Origin of the sequence: Mesorhizobium sp. B2-3-5, from assembly GCF_006442395.1 — a bacterium.
Lineage (GTDB): Bacteria > Pseudomonadota > Alphaproteobacteria > Rhizobiales > Rhizobiaceae > Mesorhizobium.
On the sequence record NZ_VFVX01000012.1, the window covers coordinates 17,528 to 41,578 of the forward strand.

Annotated in this window: 19 protein-coding genes; 8 read left to right on the forward strand and 11 right to left on the reverse strand. The window is 63.1% G+C overall.

Going from position 1 to position 24,051, the window contains the following annotated elements:
• Positions 1 to 24 precede the first annotated feature (24 nt).
• Positions 25 to 756 (reverse strand): LuxR family transcriptional regulator, encoded by a 732-nt coding sequence (locus FJ958_RS15770; protein ID WP_140744140.1) that lies wholly within the window; start codon positions 754 to 756, stop codon positions 25 to 27.
• A gap of 294 nt (positions 757 to 1,050) precedes the next feature.
• On the opposite strand from FJ958_RS15770, the gene FJ958_RS15775 reads away from it, so the two are divergent.
• On the forward strand, positions 1,051 to 1,875 hold the full coding sequence (locus FJ958_RS15775; RefSeq protein ID WP_140744251.1) for a transporter substrate-binding domain-containing protein: 825 nt from the start codon (positions 1,051 to 1,053) through the stop codon (positions 1,873 to 1,875).
• Between the two features lie 41 nt (positions 1,876 to 1,916).
• On the opposite strand, the gene FJ958_RS15780 is transcribed toward FJ958_RS15775, so the two are convergent.
• Positions 1,917 to 2,330 carry a tellurite resistance TerB family protein gene (locus FJ958_RS15780; RefSeq protein ID WP_140744141.1) on the reverse strand — a complete coding sequence of 138 codons (414 nt, stop codon included), beginning with the start codon at positions 2,328 to 2,330 and terminating at the stop codon, positions 1,917 to 1,919.
• 176 nt (positions 2,331 to 2,506) lie between these two features.
• Here FJ958_RS15780 and FJ958_RS15785 point away from each other — a divergent pair, with 176 nt between their 5' ends.
• On the forward strand, positions 2,507 to 4,153 hold the full coding sequence (locus FJ958_RS15785; RefSeq protein WP_140744142.1) for a lysine--tRNA ligase: 1,647 nt from the start codon (positions 2,507 to 2,509) through the stop codon (positions 4,151 to 4,153).
• Here the strand turns inward: FJ958_RS15785 and FJ958_RS15790 are convergent.
• Together FJ958_RS15790 and FJ958_RS15795 are read right to left on the reverse strand one after the other, a co-directional pair.
• Positions 4,119 to 4,982: a thermonuclease family protein gene (locus FJ958_RS15790; protein ID WP_348642205.1), complete on the reverse strand. Its 864-nt coding sequence runs from the start codon at positions 4,980 to 4,982 to the stop codon at positions 4,119 to 4,121. The genes FJ958_RS15785 and FJ958_RS15790 overlap by 35 nt on opposite strands.
• Before the next feature lie 9 nt (positions 4,983 to 4,991).
• Positions 4,992 to 5,630 carry a helix-turn-helix transcriptional regulator gene (locus FJ958_RS15795; RefSeq protein WP_140744144.1) on the reverse strand — a complete coding sequence of 213 codons (639 nt, stop codon included), beginning with the start codon at positions 5,628 to 5,630 and terminating at the stop codon, positions 4,992 to 4,994.
• 179 nt (positions 5,631 to 5,809) lie between these two features.
• On the opposite strand from FJ958_RS15795, the gene FJ958_RS15800 reads away from it, so the two are divergent.
• Positions 5,810 to 6,142, forward strand: a complete 333-nt coding sequence (locus tag FJ958_RS15800) for a GYD domain-containing protein (RefSeq protein WP_140646725.1) — start codon at positions 5,810 to 5,812, stop codon at positions 6,140 to 6,142.
• 130 nt (positions 6,143 to 6,272) lie between these two features.
• Positions 6,273 to 6,875, forward strand: a complete 603-nt coding sequence (locus tag FJ958_RS15805; RefSeq protein ID WP_140744145.1) for a sulfotransferase family protein — start codon at positions 6,273 to 6,275, stop codon at positions 6,873 to 6,875.
• A gap of 181 nt (positions 6,876 to 7,056) precedes the next feature.
• Here FJ958_RS15805 and FJ958_RS15810 read toward each other — a convergent pair whose 3' ends face one another.
• The 6 genes from FJ958_RS15810 to FJ958_RS15835 all read right to left on the reverse strand — a co-directional run bounded on the left by FJ958_RS15810 (position 7,057) and on the right by FJ958_RS15835 (position 15,003).
• Positions 7,057 to 7,602, reverse strand: a complete 546-nt coding sequence (locus tag FJ958_RS15810) for a thioesterase family protein (RefSeq protein WP_140744146.1) — start codon at positions 7,600 to 7,602, stop codon at positions 7,057 to 7,059.
• An 8-nt stretch (positions 7,603 to 7,610) separates the two neighbouring features.
• Entirely contained in the window at positions 7,611 to 9,830 is a 2,220-nt protein-coding gene (locus FJ958_RS15815) for a 3-hydroxyacyl-CoA dehydrogenase NAD-binding domain-containing protein (protein ID WP_140744147.1), read from the reverse strand.
• A 13-nt stretch (positions 9,831 to 9,843) separates the two neighbouring features.
• Complete coding sequence (locus FJ958_RS15820; RefSeq protein WP_140744148.1) at positions 9,844 to 11,052, reverse strand: acetyl-CoA C-acetyltransferase; 1,209 nt, start codon at positions 11,050 to 11,052, stop codon at positions 9,844 to 9,846.
• A gap of 70 nt (positions 11,053 to 11,122) precedes the next feature.
• On the reverse strand, positions 11,123 to 12,292 hold the full coding sequence (locus FJ958_RS15825) for an acyl-CoA dehydrogenase family protein (protein WP_140744149.1): 1,170 nt from the start codon (positions 12,290 to 12,292) through the stop codon (positions 11,123 to 11,125).
• 97 nt (positions 12,293 to 12,389) lie between these two features.
• A complete protein-coding gene (locus tag FJ958_RS15830) occupies positions 12,390 to 14,201 on the reverse strand; it encodes an acyl-CoA dehydrogenase (protein WP_140744150.1) in 1,812 nt (603 codons plus the stop codon).
• Positions 14,202 to 14,541: 340 nt separating this feature from the next.
• A complete protein-coding gene (locus FJ958_RS15835; RefSeq protein WP_140744252.1) occupies positions 14,542 to 15,003 on the reverse strand; it encodes a MerR family DNA-binding transcriptional regulator in 462 nt (153 codons plus the stop codon).
• 457 nt (positions 15,004 to 15,460) lie between these two features.
• On the opposite strand from FJ958_RS15835, the gene FJ958_RS15840 reads away from it, so the two are divergent.
• The 4 genes from FJ958_RS15840 to FJ958_RS15855 all read left to right on the forward strand — a co-directional run bounded on the left by FJ958_RS15840 (position 15,461) and on the right by FJ958_RS15855 (position 22,875).
• The gene (locus FJ958_RS15840; RefSeq protein WP_140744151.1) at positions 15,461 to 19,543 is read left to right on the forward strand and encodes a peptidoglycan-binding protein; all 4,083 of its coding nucleotides are present in this window, start codon (positions 15,461 to 15,463) and stop codon (positions 19,541 to 19,543) included.
• Between the two features lie 191 nt (positions 19,544 to 19,734).
• Positions 19,735 to 20,658: a sulfite exporter TauE/SafE family protein gene (locus tag FJ958_RS15845; protein ID WP_140691415.1), complete on the forward strand. Its 924-nt coding sequence runs from the start codon at positions 19,735 to 19,737 to the stop codon at positions 20,656 to 20,658.
• Complete coding sequence (locus FJ958_RS15850; RefSeq protein WP_140744152.1) at positions 20,658 to 21,449, forward strand: TIGR02186 family protein; 792 nt, start codon at positions 20,658 to 20,660, stop codon at positions 21,447 to 21,449. The genes FJ958_RS15845 and FJ958_RS15850 overlap by 1 nt, the downstream gene beginning before the upstream one ends.
• A gap of 169 nt (positions 21,450 to 21,618) precedes the next feature.
• On the forward strand, positions 21,619 to 22,875 hold the full coding sequence (locus tag FJ958_RS15855) for an Hsp70 family protein (protein ID WP_140744153.1): 1,257 nt from the start codon (positions 21,619 to 21,621) through the stop codon (positions 22,873 to 22,875).
• A 122-nt stretch (positions 22,876 to 22,997) separates the two neighbouring features.
• On the opposite strand, the gene FJ958_RS15865 is transcribed toward FJ958_RS15855, so the two are convergent.
• Positions 22,998 to 23,900, reverse strand: coding sequence for a LysR family transcriptional regulator (locus FJ958_RS15865; RefSeq protein WP_140744154.1), 903 nt, complete (start codon positions 23,898 to 23,900; stop codon positions 22,998 to 23,000).
• Positions 23,901 to 24,051: the final 151 nt, after the last annotated feature.

A 24,051-nucleotide genomic window follows, 5' to 3' on the forward strand; every position in this document is an offset into this window, starting at 1 on the left:
AAGTTCTAGGTCGGCACGGCCGACCTAGCTAATGTAGCCGCGTCTTATCGCTTCGGCGACAGCTTGAACTCTGTTGACGGCACCGAGTTTGCTTTTGGCGTTAAGAAGATGTTTCTCCGACGTGTGTTCGGAGATGCCGAGGATTTGCGAAATCTCCCACTCGGACTTGCCGACGGCGGCCCATTGCAGGCATTCGCGCTCGCGCGGCGTCAATTCGATGTGGTCGATGGTCTTGCCGGCCATGGTGTGGAGTTGCATGGCGCGGCCAACGGCATAGGTCGAGACCAATGACACCAGGCCGAACTGTGCCTCCGACAGCTCCACGGCCTCGCCGCCCAGCGATACCATGACGATCTGGCCATCGAGCGTAATCAGCGGGAAGGCCAGCCCGTCGCGCAGCTTGAAAGCTCCGGCGTCGCCCATCACTTCGCCGCTGCTCTTGTCGATGCGAATGTCCTGGGCCGCTTCCCGCCATTGGAACGGCGCCTGCAACTGCTTCATGTGGCTGACCACGGGATCGTGATCGACATAGTTGCGCGCCACGTAGCGCTCCAGCCATTCAACGGGCCAGTCGCACAGCAGCACATGCTGCTTTTGCTGCCCGGTCGGCGTACCTGGCTGCGGAACGGTTCCGGCCATCAGCGCGGTCAGACCGAAATCCGACGTTATGCCTAACAGCTTTTCGCAAACCGCCGCCGCCGTTCCGGCATGCTGCAGTTGGTCTATGTATTCCAGCGTCCGATCGAATTGACCCATCGCAACATCAACCCCATGTTGCCTCATGCATTGGAACCGATGGTGTGTGCCTTATCCGCACTTCGCCACCGACCGTGGATTGCAAAGCGCTGTTTTCCGGTTGTGGTTCTCGACCCTGGTCCCCCACCAGGGCAGCCACTGCTGTTTGCAAACACGCCAAATCATAACCTGAAATCGGCGCGTTGAAATCAAAAAGCATTGTGCCTGTATCATTTTCGTACCAAAACCGGCGCGAGACGAGTGCGGCGGAGTTCTATCGTGGCGTTCCAATTGAGGTTCCTGGTCCTGGCATGGATGCTGATCGCAGCGCTGCCATTGGGCCTCGGGGCTGTCGGCGCGCGCGCGGCTGAGCCGCAGGTGCCGGTGTTGTGGGACGCCAAGGAACGCTTGCCCAAGCCGGACCTTTCCGCCCTGCCACGGTTGCGGTTCCTGACGACCACGGATTTTCCGCCCTTCAATTTCCTCGACGGCGCGGGAAAACTGTCCGGGTTCCACATCGACCTGGCGCGCGCCATCTGCGCGGAACTCGGCATCGTCGACAAATGCCAGATCCAGGCATTGCCCTGGGGCGAGCTCGAAGGGGCGCTCGAGAAAGGCGAAGGCGAAGCGATCATCGCCGGCATCGCCGCGACACCGGAATCGCGATCGAAATACGCCTTCTCGCGGTCCTATCTGCAGTTTCCGGCACGCTTCATCACGCCGAAGACCAAGGCCCTCTCGGAACCGGTCTTCGACAAGCTGCGCAGCAAACGTGTCGGCGTGCTCGCAGGCTCGGCGCATGAACGGATGCTGCGCGACTATTTCGATACCGTTCAGATCGTTCCGTTCGACAAGCCCGAAGACCTCTACAACGATCTCAAGGCGGCCAAGATCGACGTCGCCTTTGGCGACGGCATGCGCTTCGCCTTCTGGCTGGGCGGTTCGGACGCAGCCGGTTGCTGCCGCTTTGCCGGCGGCCCCTATCTGGCTCCCGAATATCTGGGCACGGGGATGTCCATCGCCACCCGGGTTGACAATCCGGCGCTGGCGGCAGCGCTCGATTACGCGCTGCAGGAGATTTCGATGAAAGGCACCTTCGCCGAATTCTACCTGCGCTATTTCCCGGTCAGCTTTTTCTGATCCGGTCCCGGTCAGCTTCTTCTGATCCGTGATGCTTGCCGTCAGGTGAGCGTTCGCAGCCTTGCCTTGGCCGCCCGGGCGATTGCCGCGACGGTCAGCGTATCGAGATCGAGCTCACGGCGGATCAGCTGCAGCACCCGCACCTCTTCCATCCGCATTTCGAGATCGATGGCGGCGACTTCGAAAGCAGCGGCGTAAGCCGTGTCGCGAAGGCGCTCCGGCAAGGCCTCGGCAATTTGGGCCAGGACACCCTCCAGACCGCCCTTTTCATGCAACAGCTTCTGACAAGTCTGGGCGACGGAAACCAGCCGGTCCTGATTGAAGTCCTCGAACACCGGCCATGAGCGGGTAACATCGCCGATCCTGGCCAGTTCGACGTCGGTCATGTCACGATCGGAGGCCGAGGTGATGACCATCAGATAGATCAGGGCCTCATGCGGGGTCGGCGATGGCATTCTTTGCTCCTTGAACGGGCTCCGAAGGTAGGAATGGAGACCAAGGGCCGCAAGGAAAAAGCGCCGCAATCGTTGACGCTCCGGCCACGCGCGCCTAGAGACCGGTTTGAAAACCCCTTGCTCCGGCCCGTCTTCTTCGAATTTGTCTGGGCCGGCAATAACTGGAAAACAGGACCATGGCGGGATCAAACATCATCGATCTCAATCCCGAACTGCTGGCGGCGGCGGCCGAGAGCAAGGCGTGGCCGTTCGAGGAAGCCAAAAAGATCATCGAGCGCTATAAAGGCGCCGACTTTCCCGAAACGATCCTGTTCGAGACCGGCTATGGTCCGTCCGGCCTGCCGCATATCGGCACGTTCGGCGAAGTGGCGCGCACCTCGATGGTGCGCCATGCCTTCCGCGTGCTGACGCAGGACAAGGTCGCCACCAAGTTGCTCTGCTTTTCCGACGACATGGACGGCATGCGCAAGATACCCGACAACGTGCCGGATCGCGCAGCGCTGGAGCCGTACCTGCACAAGCCGCTGTCTTCGGTGCCGAATCCGTTCGGCGGCGACTATGCGAGCTTCGCCGACCACAACAACGTGATGCTGTGCCGCTTCCTGGACACGTTCGGCTTCGATTACGAATTCGCCAGCGCGACGCAATACTACAAGGCCGGCCGCTTCGACGCGATGCTGCTGCGCGCCGCCGAACGCTATGACCAGATCATGGCCGTGATGCTGCCGACGCTCGGGCCGGAGCGGCAGGCGACCTACAGTCCGTTCCTGCCGATTTCACCGAAGAGCGGCCGCGTGTTGTACGTGCCCATGAAGCATGTCGACGCCAAGGCCGGCACCATCACCTTCGACGATGAAGGCACCGAAACCACGCTTTCGATCACCGGCGGCAGGGTGAAGCTGCAGTGGAAGCCGGATTTCGGCATGCGCTGGGCAGCGCTCGGCGTCGATTTCGAGATGTTCGGCAAGGACCACCAGACCAATGCCGTGGTCTATGATCGCATCTGCAACATACTGGGCGGACGGGCGCCCGAGCATTTCGTCTATGAATTGTTCCTGGACGAGAACGGCCAGAAGATATCGAAGTCCAAGGGCAACGGCCTGACCATCGACGAGTGGCTGACCTATGCGCCGACCGAGAGCCTTGGGCTCTACATGTACCAGCGGCCGCGGCAGGCGAAGAAGCTCTATTTCGACGTCATTCCGAGGGCGGTGGACGAATATTACACCTTCCTGGCCGCCTATCGGCGGCAGGACTGGAAGGAACGGCTGGGCAATCCGGTCTGGCACATGCATGACGGCAACCCGCCCGCCATCGAAATGCCGGTGCCGTTCTCGCTGCTGCTCAACCTGGTCAGCGCCTCCAATGCCCAGAGCAAGGGCGTGCTGTGGGGTTTCATCTCGCGCCATGTGCCGGGCGTGACGCCGGCGACCCATCCCGAACTCGACAGGCTGACGGGTTATGCGATCCGCTACTTCGACGATTTCGTGAAGCCGACGAAGACTTTTCGCGCCGCCGACGATGTCGAGCGCGAGGCGCTGGAGGCCCTGGAAGCGGCACTTGGCGCGCTGCCGGCGGACGCCAGCGGCGAAGCGATCCAAAACGCCTCGCTCAACGTTGCGCGCAAGATCGAACGCTATCAGGATCACTCCAAGCAGAGCCCGGAAGGCGGCCCCGGCGTTTCGGGTGCCTTCTTCCAGATGATCTACCAGGTACTCATCGGCCAGGAACGCGGCCCGCGCTTCGGGTCGTTCGCCGCGCTCTACGGCGTCGCCGAGACCCGCGCGCTCATTCAGAAGGCGTTGGCTGGCCAGCTGGTTTGAGGACCCCACCGTCCTCTTCCAGGATCGAGCCCGGCGCCTGAGGCGCCGGGGCCGACGCGGCGGGCTCCGCCGGCATGCCGGCAAGGTTCGGCGCCGATCCGAAGATACCCTTCCTCTTGCTGCGCGCCTTTTCGCCGGCATCGACATAGGGTCCGCCTTTTGCGGCGCGCGCCCAGCCGTTTTCGACCAGCCATTGACCGACATCCTGCTTGCCGATCCGGCATTCCGCCGCGATCCGGTCGCGTCCGCCTTCAGGCGGCACCAGGCAAACCACAGCGCGGCCGCGCAGGAAGGCGCGGAACGCCGTGCGGGCACGGATGCCGCACGGCCAGGATTTGCCGTCGCTGGTGCAAGTCTCGTCCTGCTGGACCACATCGATACCGGAAACCGCGACTGAATAGCCTTTCGCCTCGATCAGCCCGGCGGCCGGCGCGACCGGCTGGAACAGCTTCGTGCCGTTCCAGTCGTCAGGCATCTTCGGCTTGGGCGGCATGGCGAGCGCCAGCTTGCTCAAGGGCTGGCGCGGCTCGACCCGCTCAAGCTCTCCGGTCGGCAGTTCCGGCGGCGCGACAATTTCGGGGTCGATCGCCCGCGAATGCGCCGCCGGCTTTGGCGGCTGAGCGGCGGCGGTGGGCGCGGGAATGGCTGATGTCGCCGGTTCCTCAGGCATTGTGTCCGTGCTGGTCTCAGAGATCGTGTCGGCGCCAGGATCGATCCGATCCACTGTGACCGCGCTTTCGCCGCCTTTCAGCTTATGGCCGCCAGCAACGACCAGGGCCGCCATCACCGGGACCATAAGAACCGCCAAAGCGAGATGAGGGAGCCGCACCAGTCCGGCCTACTGACTTGCCCAGACAATCCGCGCCACCCACTCGACATCGCGCATGGGAATGTCGCGGTCCGGGTGATCGGGATTGAGGGAGACCAATGAAATCGATGTGACGGTCTGGCGCTCGAGCACCTTGGCCATCACCTCGCCGGCCGTGGTCTTGACGACGACGCGATCGCCCTTGCGGGTGGCCGCGCCTGGCTCGACGATGAGGACGTCGCCGTTGCGGTAGAGCGGCAGCATGGAATCGCCCTGCACCTGCAGCGCATAGGAGCTTTCGGTCGACTGCGCCGGCAGTTCGACCAGATCCCAGCCCTGCCCCGCTGGAAAGCCGGCATCGTCGAAGAAGCCGCCGGCGCCGGCCTGGGCGAAACCAAGCAACGGCACGGAGCGCCTGCGCGTGGGCGCGGCGGCAATGCGGCCTTCGATCAGTCCGGTGAATTCGTCGAGCGAAGCACCTGTCGCCTCGATGATCTTGGCGAGCGACTCGGTCGAAGGCCAGCGCGGCCGGCCATCGGAGGACAGACGTTTAGACTTGTTGAAGGCCGTCGAATCGAGCCCGGCGCGCCTTGCCAGGCCCGAAGCCGAAAGCGAATAGCGCTCGGCAAGAGCATCGATGGCGGCCCAGACGCGGTCGTGCGAGAGCATGTCGTGCTCTCCTTCCAGACAGGAAAAAATGCCTTTTCCTTCTAGTCCGCGAACACCGGTTTGTCCACCGATGGCGCCGGCGGGTAGTGTCTCAGTTTGAAATCCGGCGGCCTTGACGCCGCTGTCGCGCCAGCCTGCGACCTCCTATATGCTTACCGGAAAACAGGGAGGATAAGACCATGCCATTATACCTAACCCGGTTCAGCTACACGCCGGCCACCTGGGCTAAGCTCATCAAGAACCCAGAGGACCGCCGAGAGGCGGCGAAGCAGTACATTGAATCGGTTGGCGGAAAACTGCACGGCTTCTGGTACGCCTTTGGCGAGCACGACGGATATAACTTGTGGGAGGCTCCCGACAACGTGTCGATGGCGGCCACGGCGCTCGCGATCGGCTCTGGCGGAGCGCTGAGTTCCATCCAGACGACCGTCCTCCTGACCGTGGAGGATACGCTTGCAGCACTGCAAAAGGCATCGTCGATTAAATATCGACCGCCTGGAGAACAAGCCTAGTGGTGAAAATCTGACGCTTGGTACCCAGCATCGAACAGCCGGAGGCGACGTTGGAGCTGACCTTCAAGCATATAGCGGAATAGAGGAACAGCGGTATTTTGACTGATTGAAATCGCCTTAGGGGATGATCATGGCTCTGGATGTCATTGGCGCGGGCATGGGTCGCACTGGCACATATTCGCTGAAGCTCGCGTTGGAGCATCTTGGGTTCGGGCCGTGTCATCACATGGCTGATGTCCACGCCAATCCCGAGCAGAAGGCGCTATGGCGCGCCGCTGGCCAGGGACAACTTCCGAGTTGGGATGCCGCGTATGCCGGCTATCTATCCGCGGTCGATTGGCCAACGGCGCATTTTTGGCGCGAACTGAGCGATCACTACCCTGATGCAAAGGTTATTCTAACAGTTCGTGAGCCAGAAGCCTGGTATGACAGCGTGGCGCAAACGATAGGGTTCACGATGGGTGCTGCTACCAATGATCCACAGTCCTTTGGTGTGGCGGTGATTGGAAACAGTGTCTTTGGCGGTCGATTTGATGACCGTGATCACGCAATCGCTGTCTATGAGGCACATAACGCTACCGTGAAATCAACGTTGCCGCCTGAACGCCTTCTCACTTATCAAGTCTCTGAAGGGTGGGGGCCGCTTTGTGCCTTTCTCGGTGTACAGTTGCCTTCCCAACCGTTTCCACGCACCAATTCGACTGCCGAATTTCGTGCTCGCATAGGGCGCTGAACGGCGGCTTGCCACCCAATCGGCTCCTTTGCCACGGGTACCGTCAGATTTTCACCACTAGATGCCAACCGGACCTAAAGGCCAGAAGCGCCCCGCCGACGTGATCGGCAATTTCAAACTGAGACACTGCCCGCCAGCGCGCCGAACCTTGCCGCCGGCCGTGGAAATTGGCTTGCGGTGATCAATCGGCCGCCTTGGCGAGGCCGCGCAGACCCTGATGCGAAGTCATGAAAATCCGTTCCGCCTGCGTCGGCGGTCGCGGGTCCGCGGCGCGGCCGAGCGCCGCGACAACCTCTTCGATGTCGAGGAAGCGGCGAGCCTTGCGGTCGTAGACGCCGGCGGTCGTCAGGATCAAGGCGGCCGTCTCGCCATTGTCGAGGACGAAACGGTGCTTGCCGATGACCTGGCTGCCCTCCCAGGTCTCGATCGAAGACACCACTTCGAAGCGGCGCCACAGCCTGATCTCGCGCGCGTAGACCGCCTGCAGGCCGCCCATCATCGGCGCCCAGCCGTTCTTTCCCGCCAATCCGATCAGGCCGGCGCGGACGAACAAGTCAATGCGGCCAAGATCGGCCAGCATCATGTAACGCGCATTGTTGAGATGGACGTTGAAATCGATGTCGGTCGGCAGGCAGCGAAAGGCCAGCTGGCTTTCGCTACCCATGACATAGGGGCCACGACTGCGCGCCGTGGCCAGCATGCGCGCCATACGCGCCCAGACATACATCTCTCGTGTCAGGCGGCTTGCTTGACGTCGCCCTTGGCGTAGGGATCGAAGCGTTCGTAGAAGGTCTCGCCCTTCTCGGCCATATCGATCAGCAGCTTGGGCGCCTTGAACTCGGCGCCATACTTCTTCTGCAGACCCTTGGCGATCTTGACGAAGCGTTTGGCGCCGATGCCGTCGATATAGGACAGCGCACCGCCGGTGTAAGGCGCGAAGCCGAAGGCCAGGATCGAGCCGACATCGGCCTCGCGCGGATCGGTGACGATGCCCTCTTCCATCACGCGTGCCGCTTCCAGCGCGATGGTCACGAGCAGCCGCCGCTGCAGTTCCTCGTAATCGACCTTCTCGGGCGCCATCTGCGGATAGAGGTCCTTGAGGCCGGGCCAGAGCTTCTTCTTCGCGGGCTTGGCCGGGTAGTCGTAGAAGCCCTTGCCGTTCTTGCGGCCGAAGCGGCCCTGATCGTCGACCATGGTGTTGATCAGCGCCATCTGCTTGGGGTCGACCGCCTTGTCGCCGAGGTCCCTGATGGTCTGCTTCATGATCTTCTGGGCAAGGTCGATAGCCGTCTCGTCGGTCAGCGCCAGCGGACCCACCGGCATGCCGGCGGCCTTGGCGGCGTTCTCGATCATTGGTGCTGGCACGCCTTCGATCAGCATCTTGTATGCCTCCGACATATAGCGCAGCACGCAGCGGTTGACGTAGAAGCCACGCGTGTCGTTGACGACGATCGGCGTCTTCTTGATGGCGCGTACGAAATCGATCGCGGTCGCCAACGCCTTGTCGCCGGTCTTCTTGCCGAGAATGATCTCGACCAGCATCATCTTGTCGACCGGCGAGAAGAAATGGATGCCGACAAAATTCTTCGGCCGTGCCGAATTCTTGGCCAGCGCGGTGATCGGGATGGTGGACGTGTTGGAGGCGAAGATCGCCGACGACTTCAGCACCGCTTCCGCCTGTTCCGTGGCCGCCTTCTTGACCGCCGAATCCTCGAACACGGCTTCCACCACCAGGTCGCAGCCCGCGAGGTCGGCATAGTCTGCGGTGGGCTTGATCAGCGACAAGAGCTTGTCCTTCTCTTCCGGCTTGGCGCGCCCCTTTTTCACCTGATCCGAAACCAGGCTCTCGGAATGCGCCTTGCCCTTCTCAGCCGACTCCATGTCGCGGTCGAGCAGCACCACCGGGATGCCGGCCTTGGCGGTGACATAGGCGATGCCGGCGCCCATGAAGCCGGCGCCGAGGACGCCGATCTTCTTGAATTTGGTTTCCGGCACGCCGGCCGGGCGACGCGCGCCCTTGTTCAGTTCCTGCAGAGAGACGAACAGCGAGCGGATCATCGCCGCCGCTTCCTTGGTCTGCATGATCTCGGTGAAATAGCGCTGTTCGATCCGCAAGGCGGTGTCGAACGGCACCAGCAGGCCCTCATAGACGCATTTCAGGATCGCGGCGGCGGCCGGATAATTGCCATAGGTCTCGCGACGCAGAATGGCGATGGCCGGCGGCCACAGATTGAATCCGGCGGGCGAATAGATCTGGCCACCGGGCAGCTTGAAGCCCTTCTCGTCCCACGGCGCCACCGGCTTCAGACCGTTCCTGATCATCGCCTTGGCCGCCTCGACCAGCTTGGCCGGATCGGCGATCTCATGGATCAGGCCCATCGACTTCGCCTTTTGCGGCGACAGGTTCTGGCCTGAGGTCAGCATCTGCAACGCCTGCTGCTGATCGGTCAGCCGCGGCACGCGCTGGGTGCCACCGGCACCGGGGAAGATGCCGATCTTCACTTCGGGAAGCGCCATCCTGACCCTGTCGGAATCAGCGGCGACGCGACCATGGCAAGCGAGCGACATCTCGAAGGCGCCGCCCATGCAGGTGCCGTTGATCGCCGAAACCCAAGGCTTGCCGGAGGTTTCCAACTTGCGGAACAGGCCGGTCATGTAGCCGGCATTTTCGAACAGCGCCTTGGTGGCCTTTTCGACATCCTTGCCCTTCTCGGCGGCGAAGGTGGTCAGCATCTTCTGCAGCATGGTTATGTCGGCGCCGCCGGAGAAAGTGTCCTTGCCGGAGGTGATCACCGCGCCCTTGATCGCGGCATCGCCAGCGACCTTGTCGACGATGGCGTTCAACTCGCGCATCATCTCTTCGGTGAAGACGTTCATCGAACGGTCCGGCATGTTCCAGGTGACCAGCGCAATGCCGTCGGCGTCGATATCGAGGGTGAAATTGATGTAGCTCATTGTTCTCTCCCCGTCAGACGCGTTCAATGATCGTTGCGGTGCCCATGCCGGCACCGATGCACAGCGTGACCAGCGCGGTATTCAGGTCGCGGCGCTCGAGTTCGTCCAGCACGGTGCCGAAGATCATGGCACCAGTGGCGCCGAGCGGATGGCCCATGGCGATGGCGCCGCCATTGACGTTGATCCTGTCGTGATCGATGTCAAATGCCTGCATGTAGCGCAGCACCACCGAGGCGAAGGCCTCGTTGAGCTCGAACAGGTCGATGTCGGACAGCTTCATCTTGGCGCGCTTCAACAGCTTCTCGGTGACGTCGACCGGGCCGGTCAGCATCAGCACCGGCTCCGAACCGATATTGGCGAAGGTGCGGATACGCGCGCGCGGCTTGAGGCCCATCGCCTTGCCGGCCTTCTTGGAGCCGAGCAGCACGGCCGCCGCGCCGTCGACGATGCCGGACGAGTTGCCGGCATGGTGGACATGGTTGACCTCTTCCACTTCCGGATGCTTCTGCACGGCGACGGCATCGAAGCCGCCCATTTCGCCGGGCATGACGAAGGATGGGTTGAGCGAGGCCAGCGACTGCATGTCGGTCGAAGGCCGCATGTGCTCGTCATGGTCGAGAATGGTCAGGCCGTTCTGGTCCTTGATCGGGATGACCGAGTTCTTGAAGCGGCCGTCCGCCCAGGATTTGGCGGCGCGCTTCTGGCTCTCGACCGCATAGGCGTCGACGTCGTCGCGGCTGAAGCCGTATTTGGTGGCGATCAGGTCGGCCGAGATGCCTTGCGGCACGAACCAGCCGGGCAGGCCGACCGAAGGGTCCATGAACCATGCGCCGCCGGAGGCGCCCATACCGACGCGCGACATGGATTCGACGCCGCCGGCAATGACGATCTCGTCAGCGCCTTGCGCGATCTTGGCGGCGCCGAAATTGATGGCGTCAAGCCCCGAGGCGCAGAAGCGCGAAATCTGCATGCCGGGCGCCTTGGTGTCGTAGCCGGCCTCGAAGGCGGCGGCGCGCGGAATGACCGAACCCGCCTCGCCGACCGGGTCGACGCAGCCGAAGATGATGTCGTCGACCGTGCCTGTGTCCAGCCCATTGCGGTCGCGCAGCGCTTCCAGCGTCTTGGCGGCAAGCCGCACCGCCGGCACCTCATGCAGCGATCCGTCCTTCTTGCCCTTGCCGCGCGGCGTGCGCACGGCGTCATAGACATAAGCGTCACTCATTCTCTTGCTCCTTGGGTTTATCGAACGGCTTCAGACTGATGCATGTCGATCTACTTCTGGGCGACATGCATCAGAGCGAGCGTCCGATCAGCAATTTCATGATCTCGTTGGTGCCGCCGTAGATGCGCTGGACGCGAGCGTCGCGGAACATTCGGGCGATCGGATATTCATTCATGTAGCCATAGCCACCGTGCAGTTGAAGGCATTCGTCGACGACTTTTCCCTGCAGGTCGCTCAGCCAGTACTTGGCCATCGAGGCCGTCACCGGATCGAGGCCACCATTGATGTGGCGGGTCACGCAATCATTGTAGAAGACGCGGCCGATCGTGGCTTCGGTCTTGAGCTCGGCCAGCTTGAACTGGGTGTTCTGGAAGTCGATGATGGCCTTGCCGAAGGCCTTGCGCTCCTTGACGTAGTCGATGGTCAGCGCCAGCGCCCGCTCGATCATGGCGATCGCCCCGGTTCCGATCTGCAACCGCTCCTGCGGCAATTGCTGCATCAGCTGGATGAAACCCTGTCCCTCCTCGTGGCCGAGCAGATTTGAGGTCGGCACGCGCACGTCGTTGAAGAACAACTCCGACGTGTCGTTGGCCTTCAGCCCGATCTTGTCGAGGTTGCGACCGCGCTGGAAGCCCTCGACCTCGTCGGTCTCGACAACGATCAGCGACGTGCCCTTGGCGCCCTTTTCCGGGTCGGTCTTGGTGACGACGATGATGAAGTTGGCAAGCTGGCCGTTGGTGATAAAAGTCTTGGAGCCATTGATCCTGTATTGGTTGCCGTCCTTCTCGGCCCGCGTCTTGACGCCTTGCAGGTCGGAGCCGGCGCCCGGCTCGGTCATGGCGATGGCGCCGATCAACTTGCCGGTCGCCAGCTTCGGCAGCCACTTCTTCTTCTGCTCTTCCGAACCGTAGTGGAGGATGTAAGGGGCAACGATCGAATTGTGCAGGCCGATGCCGAAACCGTCGACGCCGACATGGCCGATCGCCTCGATGATGGCGCTCTCATGCGCGAAGGTGCCGCCGGAACCGCCATATTCCTCCGGCATCGAGGCGCAGAGCAGGCCGGCCGCGCCTGCCTTCAGCCAGCTTTCGCGGTCGACCATCTCGTTCTTCTCGAACTCGTCGTAACGCGGCGCGATCTCCTCGGCCATGAAGCGGGAGGCCATGTCATAGAGCATGCCGACCTCGTCCGCCGCCCAGGCGGGTTTGGGGAGGTTCAGGATTTCCGCAGGGTTGGTCATACGATGATACTTCTCCCAAGGCACATCAGGCACGCGCGACCCCTCCCGGCCCTTTGGGCCACCCTCCCCTCAAGGGGGAGGGGGACGCCAGCCATTTCTAGAACGCTTCCGCCGGGAGAGCCATCAGCGTATCCGCACCACTCGAAATACGGGCGAGATGCGCCGACGTTTCGGGCATGATCCGCTCCATGAAGAAACGCGCCGTCACGACCTTGTTGTCGTAAAAGGCCCCTTTATCTTCATGCAAAGATTGGGAACCATTGGCGCCCGTCTTGGCCTGTGCCGTCTTGGCCATCTGCGCCCACATGTAACCCAGCGCCACAAGGCCGAAGAGATGCATGTAGTCTGTCGAGGCGGCACCGGCATTGTCGGGCTTGGCCATCCCATTCTGCAGCAGCCACATGGTCGCCGCCTGCAGATCGCTGAGGCCCTTCTTCAACGCCTTGGTGAACGGCGCCATCTTCTCGTCGGCACGGTTTTCCTCGCAGAATTCGCCGACCTCCTTGAAGAAGGCCTGCACCGCGCGGCCGCCATTCAGGCCGAGCTTGCGGCCGACGAGGTCAAGCGCCTGGATGCCGTTGGCGCCTTCATAGATCATGGCGATACGGGCATCGCGCACGAACTGGCTCATGCCGTGCTCTTCGATATAGCCATGGCCGCCGAACACCTGCTGCGCCATGACAGCATGGTCGAAGCCCTTGTCGGTGAACACGCCCTTGACCACCGGCGTCATCAGGCCGGTGTAGTCCTCGGCGGCCTGCCGGTCCTTGTCGTCGGGAGACCGATGCGCGATGTCGGACTTGATCGCCGTCCACAGCGCCAGCGCGCGGCCGGCCTCGTTGAACGCCTTCATGGTCATCAGGCTGCGGCGGATATCGGGGTGAACGATGATCGGGTCAGCCTTCTTGTCCGGAGCCTTCGGTCCCGACAGCGACCGGCCCTGCAAACGGTCCTTGGCATAGGAAACGGCATTCTGATAGGCAACCTCGGAGATCGACAGTCCCTGCAGGGCGACACCGAGCCGCGCCTCGTTCATCATTGTGAACATGGCCTTCAGGCCGCCATTCACCTCGCCGAGTAGTGTGCCCTCAGCCTCGTCATAATTCATGACGCAGGTCGAATTGCCGTGGATGCCCATCTTCTCCTCGATCGAGCCGCAGGAGAGCGTGTTCCGTTCGCCCGGATTGCCCGATGCGTCGAGCTTGAGCTTCGGCACGATGAACAGCGAAATGCCCTTGACGCCTTCCGGCGCGCCCTCGATGCGGGCCAGCACCAGATGGACGATGTTGTCCGACATGTCGTGCTCGCCGGCCGAGATGAAGATCTTCTGACCAGATATCTTGTAGGTGCCGTCGCCATTCGGCGCTGCCTTGGTGCGCAGCAAACCAAGATCGGTGCCGCAATGCGGCTCGGTCAGGTTCATGGTTCCGGTCCACGCGCCCTCGACCAGCTTCGGCAACCACTTGGCCTTCTGCTCGTCAGTGCCATGGGTGATGATGGCGGCGATCGCGCCCTGCGTCAGTCCCGGATACATCATCAGCGCCATGTTGGCCGACACCATGTATTCGGAGACAGCCTGGTGCACCATGTAGGGCAGCCCCTGGCCGCCAAACTCGGCCGGTGCCGCGAGCCCCATCCAGCCACCTTCGCGATACTGGCCGAACGCTTCCTTGAAACCCTTGGGCGTCGTCACCGAGCCGTCGTCGTGACGCACGCAGCCTTCCATGTCGCCGACACGGTTGAGCGGATGCATGACGTTCTCGGCGAGCTTGGCGCCCTCGGCGAGGATCGCCTCCAGCACATCGGGCGTGGCGTCGGAAAATCCGGGAAGGTTCGAATAGCGCTGATAGCCCAGCACTTCGTTGAGTACGAACAGCGTATCCTGGACCGGAGCCCTGTATATCGGCATGCTTTTCTCCACCCTACGGACCTGGTCCGGAAGCCCCGAAGTCATGTCAGGGCAGCATACGGACCCGTGTTGGAGCCGGGGATAGCAAAAATTGACGTTTGCGTAAACGTCAATTCTTTCGCTGCGACAAGATTTCCGCACTCTGAGAAGCAATGAGCCTGGCGGGGCGGTATGATGCCGGCCAGCGGCCAACATCTCGCGAGGTCAGGGTGCGGTCTGACAAGGAAACCAAATCTGACAAGGAAAAAAAGCCGCGCGGCACGGCCACGCGGCTTTGATCGTCGGGATCAGCTAATCGGAAGCGGACGGAAAGTCGCTTCACACCGTTTCTGGAATTGCCTTAGCTGGCGACGCTCGCCTGCGGCGTGGTCCGTTCGGCCAACATCCGGCGCACCGCCGTCATCGAGCCGCTCAGTTCGTTGATGGCGTCGTCGATCAGCGCCCGCTGCTTCTGCAGGCGGGCAAGCTGCTTCTCCGACTTGTCCAGCGCCAGACGCAACTGCTTGGTGTTGGAACCGGTCGGATCGTAGAGGTCCATCATCTGCTTGACGTCGCGCAGCGAGAACCCGACCTTGCGGCCGAGCAGGATCAGCTTCAGCCGGGCCTTGTCGCGGCGCGTGTAGAGGCGGGTCGAACCGTCACGCTGCGGGTTGAGCAGGCCTTTGTCCTCGTAGAAGCGCAGCGTGCGCAGCGTCACGCCGTATTTCTTGGCCATTTCGCCGATGCGGGCGAGATCCTCGCCGGCTTCGACAGGTATATTGTTGGTATTGGCCGCGGTCTCGCCGGCCGAGATAAGCTTCATGGTCACTGGCTTTCCCCGTTGGTGGCGTCGCGGTCCCGGACCATGCGTCGCCTGACTGGAAGCGGGGGCGTGCTTCCAGCCGTGGTTTCGACAAACAAAATCGCAAACAGCACGCTTCAAGGCGCCCTTTACGTTTACGTCAATTCTATACCGATAGCCGCCTGATGACGCAAGGGCGTTCTGTGACCGGTGCTTTATGCCGCACTGCGGGCAGCGACAGCCAACTTCCTTGCAACTTCTTAAGCTTGGTTAACGCGTTGTTTACCACGTTGGGCGAAATGTGCGCGTGTCGGCTACCCGTGTTTATCCTGTATCGAATTTCTCACGGTTTTTCGGAGCGCGGGTGAAACCCGGGAAGCTTGTCTTCCACCGTGGCATGGAAGCGCGGTCGCCTTCGTTCCGGCAGGGACTTGGAGAGCTGGTCGCAAACCGGCCAATCTGAAAGACGGACGCACCGATGAACAGCAAGCGGTCCTACCTCGATACACTCAACGCCGGCAGGCAGCGCAGGCCACAGACCACGCTCGAGCAACTGAACCGCTCGCTGGAGACGCTGGAACAGCGACTGGGGCAGACGCGCGAGGAGGTGACGGCGAGTCCCGCTTCCCGCCAATACGGCGCCGACCCGCGCTATCCCGCGACCGAGCCACGCTATCCCGCCGCCGACCCCCATTATCCAGCCGCCCAGCTAACCGGCCAGCAGCGCTGGTACGAGGAACCGCAGCCGGCCCCGCGCCCTCAGAATCCGGCGCCTGCCCCCTCCTTCGACCAGAACTACCAGGCCATCGCCCGCGACATCGACCGCGTCCGCGGCCAGGAAGACAGCGTCGCCATGGTCGGCAAGATCGCCGGCGAACTGCGCGGCATGCGCGAGGAGCTGCGCCACCAGATGACGGCAGGGCTGCAGCGCGAATTCGATGCGCTGCGCAAGGATATCGACCGCGCCTTCCAGTCGAACGCCAGGCCCGGCGCATCGGGCAAGGGCAGCGCCGAACTCGGCATCGAATTCGAACGGCTTTCCGGCGCCATCAAGTCGCTGTCGGAAAAAAGCGACGACAGAAGCGTCAACCTGCTGCGGCTGGAGCTCGAGCAGGTCAAGACCGCGCTCGACACGCTGGCGCGCGAGGAGAGCGTGCAGAAAGTCGACCGCCGCTGGGACGATTTCGACCGCCGCTGGACGGCTTTCGAAGACCGGGTCGATGCCGACCAGCGCAAACGCTCCGACGATCCCGCCCTTGCGGCCCTGACCGGCCGGCTGGAGCAGATCAGCAATGCCGTCAACAACCTGCCGGAATCGCTGTCGCTACGCTCGCTGGAGGAAAAGGTCCGCACACTTGCCGGCGCCGTCGATCACTTCGCCAGCCAGCAGGACAATCGCGGCGGTGACACGCTTGCCATGATCGACGAGCGGCTGGACGAGATTTCCCGTGCCATCGTCGCCTCGACCGTCGCGGCACAGGCCAATTCGGTCGACCATGAAGCTTTCGAGCGCATCGAGAAGCGGATCGATTCGCTCGCCCGGCAGATCGAGGAAGTGGCGCAGGACCGCCCCGGCAACGCGGTCATGGATCGCCTGAGCACGCTGTCCAACCGGGTCGACGAATTGGCCGGTCGCGCCAACCTGCCCGAACAGGCGATGGAACGGCTGGCCAAACAGATCACGCTCATCGCCGACAAGATCGACCAGGCGCCGGCCATGCCGGACGCCGACTATATCTTCCATGGGCTGGAGCAACGCTTCGACGTGCTGTCCGGCATGATGGAACGCCGCCAGGGCGACGCCATCGAACAGGGCAACATGCTGTTTCGCGATCTCGAACGCCGGCTGGACGAAGTTGCCGACCGGCTTGACCAGCGCATGATTCCGCAGATCGACAGCGCCGGCATCATGGAAGCCATCGACGCCCGCTTCACCGCGCTCGCCCAGCGCATGGAAACGCGCGTTCCCGATCCTGCCGGCGAAGCGGCGATCCGTGGACTGGAAAGCCGGCTCGAGGACATTTCAAGCCGGCTGGACGCGTCGGCGGCGCAGGTGGCCGGCATCGATCCGGCGCTGATCCGCAGCCTGGAGGCACAGGTCGCCGGCCTGTCGGCTCACCTGTCCAAGCCCAGCACGCCGCTGCCAGAATTCGAAGATATCAGCCCGCGCCTCGACGAAATCGAGAAGGCGCTGGCGGGAACCCGCGATTCCATTCTCGGCGCGGCACGCGAAGCAGCCGAGAACGCGGTGCGGTCATTGGCCGGTTCGAACGCCAACACGACGGCGGTTTCAGGCCTCGCCCAGGACCTGAAGACACTGGAAAGTCTGACGCGCCGTTCCGACGAGCGCAATTCGCGGACATTCGAGGCCATCCACGATACGCTGCTCAAGATTGTCGACAGGCTGGGTTCGCTGGAAACCAGCGAACCGTCCGAAGCGGTAAGCGAGCTCCTGGATACGGCGCCGGTGGATACGAGCGGCTGGCGGGGCGCACGGCGGCCCAAGATGGCCGTGAACGCGCCGTCGATGAACATTGACGAACCGCTGCCGCTGAGCGGTGACTTGGCCGATCTCGACGCGCGTGGCGCGGCCATATCGCGCGGTGAACCTGGTTTCCCCGGCGAGCCGGTGATGCATGCCGAAACCGGCCTGCCACGCGGGCCGGGCGCCCGCACGCCGGCGGAAGCCGCCGTAGCGGCCGCCATGGCCGCACTCGGTTCCGACACCATAGCCGAGAAGGATCAGCCGGCTGGCCGCAAATCGTTGTTCGGCGGGCTGGCACGCGCCTTCAAGAGCAAGAAGACGGCGGATGTCCCGCCGCTGGCCGGCTCGGCGCCGAGCGCCGAGATCCCGAGTGTCGATCTCGACGAGCCGCTCGACCCGAAAGTGGCCAACCGCCCGCTGGAACCCGGCTCCGGCGCACCCGACCTCAATGCCATCATGAAGCGTGTGCGCGACGAGCGGGCGCAACCGGCAAGGCCCAGTGAAAGCGATGCCGCGAAATCGGATTTCATCGCGGCCGCCCGGCGCGCCGCCCAGGCCGCCGCAGCCGAGGCGGATGCCTTGAAGCGCCAGTCGACCATGAAAGGGCCGGTGAAGGCACTGAGAATCGGCGACTTGCTCAAGGCGCGGCGCAAGCCGATCCTGATGGCTGCGGCAGCGATCATGCTGGCGCTTGCCGGCCTGCAGCTGGGCAAGGCGTTTCTCTCGGATCCGGCCCAGGTGGCAAATAGCGACGCGACCCCGATCATCACCGCGCAACCAGTGCAGACGGCATCCGTCGACATGGCGAGCCAGCCGAAGATCGAAACCCAGCCGGCGACAACGGACAGCGCGCCTGCCCGCCCCGTCAGGCAAGCCGATCCCTCCGTTCCGGCAAGCAAGAATGAGATGGTCGCGCAGACCGCGCTCGCCATGCCGTCAGACACGGACGCGATGGCGAATACGGCGCCGGCGGCGTCCGCGGCTTCGGCCACGTCTTCCGGCCCGAGCGCCACCGCCCCCGAGGAGATGGCTTCGGCCGCTCCGGCGCCAACCGCGCCCGTTTCCATGGTCCCGGACGCAACGGCTTCAGGGCCGGCCGCTGTCGCCAGCGGCGCGCAAGCGACGGATACCGCTTCGCAGCCGGCCATGCCAATGGCGACCAACCACAGCCCCGGCAAAGGTGCCACCGGAGCGGTTGCGCCGACGCCAGCGACGGCCAAGTTCGACATCCCGGCCGATGCCGGCCCGGCCGCGCTGCGCGATGCCGCTGCTGGCGGCGACGCCAAGGCGCTGTTCGAGATCGGCTCGCGCTACGCGGAGTCGCGCGGCGTCAAGGAAGACATGGCGGCGGCCGCCAAATGGTACGAGAAGTCGGCGGAACTCGGCTTCGCGCCGGCCGAATACCGCATCGGCAACTTCTACGAGAAGGGCATCGGCGTCGCGCGCGACATCAAGAAGTCGAAGACCTGGTACCAGCTCGCCGCCGAGCAGGGCAACGCCAGCGCCATGCACAATCTGGCCGTGCTGTTCGCCATGGCCGCGGATGGCGTGGCCGACAATGAATCGGCCGCGCACTGGTTCCAGGAGGCCGCCGACCTCGGCGTCAAGGACAGCCAGTTCAATCTCGGCATCCTCGCCGCAAAGGGCGTCGGCATGAAGCAGAACCTCGAGGAGTCCTACAAATGGTTCGCGCTGGTCGCCAAGACCGGCGACAAGGATGCAGCCACCAAACGCGACGAGATCGCCAATGCGCTGCGGCCCGAACAGCTGGAGCGCGCCCGTGCCGCGACCGAATTGTGGAAGGCCAAGCCACTCAACACGGCGGCCAATTCGGCCGACATTCCCGAATCCTGGCAGGAGGGCACGCCGCAGACGACCGCCGGCATCGACATGAAAAAGGCGGTCAAGAACATCCAACTGATCCTTAACAAGAACGGCTACGATGCCGGCGGCGCCGATGGCGTCATGGGCGACAAGACCAAGAACGCTATCATCGCTTTCCAGGCCGACAACAAGCTGCCGGCGACCGGTGCCGTCGATGAAAAACTGGTCAAGGCACTGCTGGCGCGCAAATAACGGAAGAAGCGTCGTTTCCGCGATGCCCCTGCCACACATTTGCCTGTTAACTGATTGAGATATTTTTTGTTTCGGCACGGTGGCGGGGTTTGACCCCACCACCGTTTCGGCGCAAGAAAAAATTGGCTTTTCGGTGCGAGACTGCCGCAACGGCAGCATTGGCCGACAGGCAAACTGATCGAGACTGACGGGTGGGCATCTATCTCCCGATTGCGGAAATTTCCGTCAACGTCTTCGTGCTGCTGGCCATGGGCGCCGCGGTGGGCTTCCTATCGGGCATGTTCGGCGTCGGCGGCGGCTTTCTCATCACACCGCTGCTGATCTTCTACAACATCCCCCCGGCGATCGCGGTCGCCACCGGCGCCAACCAGGTCATCGCCTCATCCTTCTCCGGCGCGCTGTCGCACATGAAGCGAGGCACGCTCGACTTCAAGCTCGGCGGGGTGCTCCTGGCCGGCGGCATCGTCGGCTCCACCGGCGGCATCTTTGTCTTCGGTTTGCTGCGCAGGCTGGGTCAGCTCGACCTGTTCATCTCGCTGCTTTATGTCGTGCTGCTCGGCACCGTCGGCGGTCTGATGCTGGTCGAAAGCGTCAATGCCCTGCGCGCCACGCGCAGTGGCGCGGCGCCGGTGCTGAAGAAATCCGGCCAGCACAACTGGATCCACCGCCTGCCGCTGAAGATGCGCTTCAGGGCGTCGAAACTGTTCGTCAGCGTCATCCCGGTGCTTGGCCTCGGCGCCGCCATCGGCTTCCTGTCGTCCATCATGGGTGTCGGCGGCGGCTTCATCATGGTGCCGGCGCTGATCTATCTGCTCAAAGTGCCCACCAACGTCGTTATCGGCACTTCGCTGTTCCAGATCATCTTCACCTCCGCCTACACGACGCTGGTCCACGCAACCACCAACCAAACCGTCGATGTGATGCTGGCCTTCCTGCTGATGGCCGGCGGCGTGGCCGGCGCGCAATATGGCGCCAAGGCCGGCCAGAGGCTGCGCGGCGAGCAATTGAGGGCGCTGCTGGCTTTGCTGGTGCTGGCCGTGGCAATCCGGCTTGCCATCGATCTGTTCGTGACGCCGCCCAATCTCTATTCGCTGTCCGGCGCGGGTCTCAACTGATGAGGGGGTTGGGGACGCTCGCAACCGCCATCTTCCTGTCCTTGCTTGCGCCAACCACGCCAGCGAGAGCACAGACGCCGCCGATAGAAAGCATCCAGATCGGTCTTTCCACGGACAATGTCTCCATCACCGCCGGCTTTTCCGGCGCCGACCTGACCATCTTCGGTTCGCTGGAAAACCCCGATCCGCTGGTTGCGCGCCAGGGTCGCTACGATGTCATCGTCGTGCTTGAAGGGCCACCCAAGCCGGTAGTGGTACGCCGCAAGGACCGGGTGCTCGGCGTCTGGATCAATCTGGAATCCGAGACCTTCGAGAACGTGCCGGTCTCCTATTCGGTTGCGACGACACGACCGCTGCAGGACATCACCGAACCGAACAGCTACAGGCAGCTGTCGCTCGGCGCCTCCAATCTCTACATGCAGCCCGCGGACGCCGGCGATAGCCCGGCCACGATCGAGGAATTCACCGCGGCCTTGCGCGAGCGCAAATCGGCGACCGGCCTCTACAGCGAGAATGTCGGCGGCGTGCAGTTCCTGTCGCAGAACCTGTTCCGCGCCACTGTCCGGCTGGCGCCGAATGTTCCGGTCGGCACCCACAAGGCGCGCGCCTTCCTGTTCAAGAGCGGCCTGTTCATCAAGGAAAGCTCGGCCCAGCTGGAAATCCGCAAGTCCGGCTTCGAACAGTCGATCTTCCGCGTCGCCCACGACTATGCCTTTCTCTATGGCGTCTTCGCGATATCGCTGGCCATGATAACGGGCTGGCTCGGCAGGCTGCTCTTCCGCAAGGACTGAGACGCCAAAAGGGGTTTCCCTTTCTCGCGCCATGCTATAGACCGCACCTCCCCGCCCGACGGGCATACACGCACAATTCAATCCGGCAGAGCGGTTCGGTCGTCCGAACCGCAGCGCACGCTTCTCCCGCGAGCGCCGATCCGCTGCCCGCCAATGACAGGAGGCTGCGATGCGACCAGCATTCGCCGGCATCGATTTCGGCACGTCAAACTCCACCGTCGGCGTGGTCAGCAGCGGACAGCCGCACCTCGTTCCTCTTGAGGACGGCCAGGTCACCTTGCCGAGTGCCGTCTTCTTCAACTTCGAGGACGGCCGCATCGGCTACGGCCGCCAGGCCATCGCCAATTACACGGATGCGGTCGAAGGCCGATTGATGCGCTCGCTGAAGAGCGTGCTTGGCAGCTCGCTCGCGCACGAAAAGACCCGCATCAAGGCGCGCTCGATCGGCTTCATGGAGATCGTCGGCCTGTTCATCGGTCATCTCAGGAAAAGGCTGGAGGAACACGCAGGCGGTGCGGTCGAGAGCGTGGTGCTCGGCCGGCCGGTACAATTCGTCGATGACGATGCCAAGGCCGATGCGAAGGCGCAGAGCGAGCTCGAAGCTGCTGCCCACGCGCAAGGCTTCAAGCATATCGCTTTCCAATTCGAGCCGATCGCCGCGGCGCTCGACTACGAACAGAAGGTGACGCGCGAGGAACTGGCGCTGATCGTCGATATGGGCGGCGGCACGTCGGACTTCTCGATCGTCAAGGTCTCACCGCAGCGCGCCCGGTCGTTCGACCGCAAGGACGATATACTGGCCAGCCGTGGCGTCCATATCGGAGGCACCGACTTCGACCGGCTGCTCAGCATCGCCCATGTGATGCCGAGGCTCGGCTATTTGACGCCGACCAAGGACGGCAAGCGCAATCTGCCGGCAAGCTATTTCATCGATCTCGCCACATGGCAGCGCATCAACCTGGTTTATACCGCCAAGGCGATGACGCATCTGCGCCAGATCCGCTACGAGGCCGAACGCGCCGATCTGGTCGACCGCTTCATCCACATCGTCGAGCATCGCTATGGGCACGCGCTGGCGGCATTGGTCGAAAAGGCCAAGATAGAGCTGACCGACAGGTCGTCGGCGGAAGTAGCCGTGACGCTGCCGGGCGCCGCATTCGCCGCCGAGATCACGCGCGAGGGGCTGAACGCCACGATCGCCAGGGATATCGAGCGGATCACCGAAACGGTCGGCCAGACCATCCGCGACGCGCAGGTCAAGCCGGCGGACATCACCGCGGTGTTCCTGACCGGCGGCTCGACCGCGATCCCGCTGGCCAGACGGGAAATCCTGTCGCTGGTGCCGCAAGCTTCCGTCATCGAAGGCGACATGTTCGGCTCGGTCGGCCTTGGCCTGGCGCTCGACGCCCAGCGGAAGTTCGGCTGAACCATCTTTGTTTCTGGGCAATTCTGGACGGAAAACCGCTACGCACTTTTCCTGGAATTGCTACACTTTGTTTTGACGCAATTCCGGACGGAAAACCGCTACGCACTTTTCCTGGAATTGCTCTAAGCCGGGCCACTTCCCGCGGTTCCGGCGCCGAGATGCGCCTTGAGCGCCATCTGGGCCAGGCTTGCCTGGCGATCGCGATGGGTGATCATGGCGAAGTCGCGCTTCGGCAGTTCGATCGGCACGGCTCTCAGACTGCCTTCGGCGACGGCGCGTCCGACCACGAGTTCCGAAATGATGGTGGCGCCAGCGCCCGCCTCGACCGCCTGGCGAACCGCCTCGTTGCTGGGCAGCACCAGGAATACCTGCAGGTCGGCGAGCGAAATCCCGTCACGCCGCGCCAGGTCCTCCAGCACTTCGCGCGTGCCCGAGCCGCCCTCGCGGATGATCCAGCGCAAGCCCCTGATGTCGGGGTGTCCCGGCGCGGTTTCGGCGATCTCGGGATGGGAGCTGGCGACCACCAGCATCAACCGGTCGGTATCGACCTTGGCGCGACGCAATATGTCGGACTCAGTGCGCCCCTCGACCAGGCCGAGATCGGCGGTTCCATCCAGCACGCTGGCCTCGACCTGCCTTGTATTGCCGATGCTGACGCTCAGCCTCACCGCGGGGTAGGCCTCGTGGAAGGACGCCAGCCGGCGCGGCAGCCAGTAGCTGGCGATGGTTAGGCTGGCGGCGATCGAGAGACTGCCGGCGACCGTCTGCGAGACATGTTCCAGCACGTTGCGGGCGGCCGCGGCCCGCTCCAGAACGGCCTTGGCCTCGGGCAGGAACCGGTGGCCGGTCTGGGCAAGTTCGATGTTGCGGCCAACGCGGTTGAACAGGTGGACGCCGTGCTGCTCTTCAAGCGCGCGGATGGCGGCCGATGCGGCGGACTGGGAAATGCCCAGAAGCTCCGCCGCCTTGGTCATGTGGCCGCGCTCGGCGACGGCGACGAAAATGCGCAACTGATCCAGGGTCATGGACGCATTAAGAACCAATACCGATCGAATTTACAAGAACAACTAATTAGACGGATCGATAGCCTTATTCTACTTTTTGATCTGAAATTAGAAAAAATTGGCCAACGAATAGCAGCTGATAAAATGATCGGGCGATTCAGATCCCTGCTTG

Coding starts and splice junctions, on each gene's coding strand:
- FJ958_RS15770 (WP_140744140.1), bottom strand. CDS start 756: ATGGGTCAATTCGATCGGACGCTGGAATACATAGACCAACTGCAGCAT.
- FJ958_RS15775 (WP_140744251.1), top strand. CDS start 1,051: ATGCTGATCGCAGCGCTGCCATTGGGCCTCGGGGCTGTCGGCGCGCGC.
- FJ958_RS15780 (WP_140744141.1), bottom strand. CDS start 2,330: ATGCCATCGCCGACCCCGCATGAGGCCCTGATCTATCTGATGGTCATC.
- FJ958_RS15785 (WP_140744142.1), top strand. CDS start 2,507: ATGGCGGGATCAAACATCATCGATCTCAATCCCGAACTGCTGGCGGCG.
- FJ958_RS15795 (WP_140744144.1), bottom strand. CDS start 5,630: ATGCTCTCGCACGACCGCGTCTGGGCCGCCATCGATGCTCTTGCCGAG.
- FJ958_RS15800 (WP_140646725.1), top strand. CDS start 5,810: ATGCCATTATACCTAACCCGGTTCAGCTACACGCCGGCCACCTGGGCT.
- FJ958_RS15805 (WP_140744145.1), top strand. CDS start 6,273: ATGGCTCTGGATGTCATTGGCGCGGGCATGGGTCGCACTGGCACATAT.
- FJ958_RS15810 (WP_140744146.1), bottom strand. CDS start 7,602: ATGTATGTCTGGGCGCGTATGGCGCGCATGCTGGCCACGGCGCGCAGT.
- FJ958_RS15815 (WP_140744147.1), bottom strand. CDS start 9,830: ATGAGCTACATCAATTTCACCCTCGATATCGACGCCGACGGCATTGCG.
- FJ958_RS15820 (WP_140744148.1), bottom strand. CDS start 11,052: ATGAGTGACGCTTATGTCTATGACGCCGTGCGCACGCCGCGCGGCAAG.
- FJ958_RS15825 (WP_140744149.1), bottom strand. CDS start 12,292: ATGACCAACCCTGCGGAAATCCTGAACCTCCCCAAACCCGCCTGGGCG.
- FJ958_RS15830 (WP_140744150.1), bottom strand. CDS start 14,201: ATGCCGATATACAGGGCTCCGGTCCAGGATACGCTGTTCGTACTCAAC.
- FJ958_RS15835 (WP_140744252.1), bottom strand. CDS start 15,003: ATGAAGCTTATCTCGGCCGGCGAGACCGCGGCCAATACCAACAATATA.
- FJ958_RS15840 (WP_140744151.1), top strand. CDS start 15,461: ATGAACAGCAAGCGGTCCTACCTCGATACACTCAACGCCGGCAGGCAG.
- FJ958_RS15850 (WP_140744152.1), top strand. CDS start 20,658: ATGAGGGGGTTGGGGACGCTCGCAACCGCCATCTTCCTGTCCTTGCTT.
- FJ958_RS15855 (WP_140744153.1), top strand. CDS start 21,619: ATGCGACCAGCATTCGCCGGCATCGATTTCGGCACGTCAAACTCCACC.
- FJ958_RS15865 (WP_140744154.1), bottom strand. CDS start 23,900: ATGACCCTGGATCAGTTGCGCATTTTCGTCGCCGTCGCCGAGCGCGGC.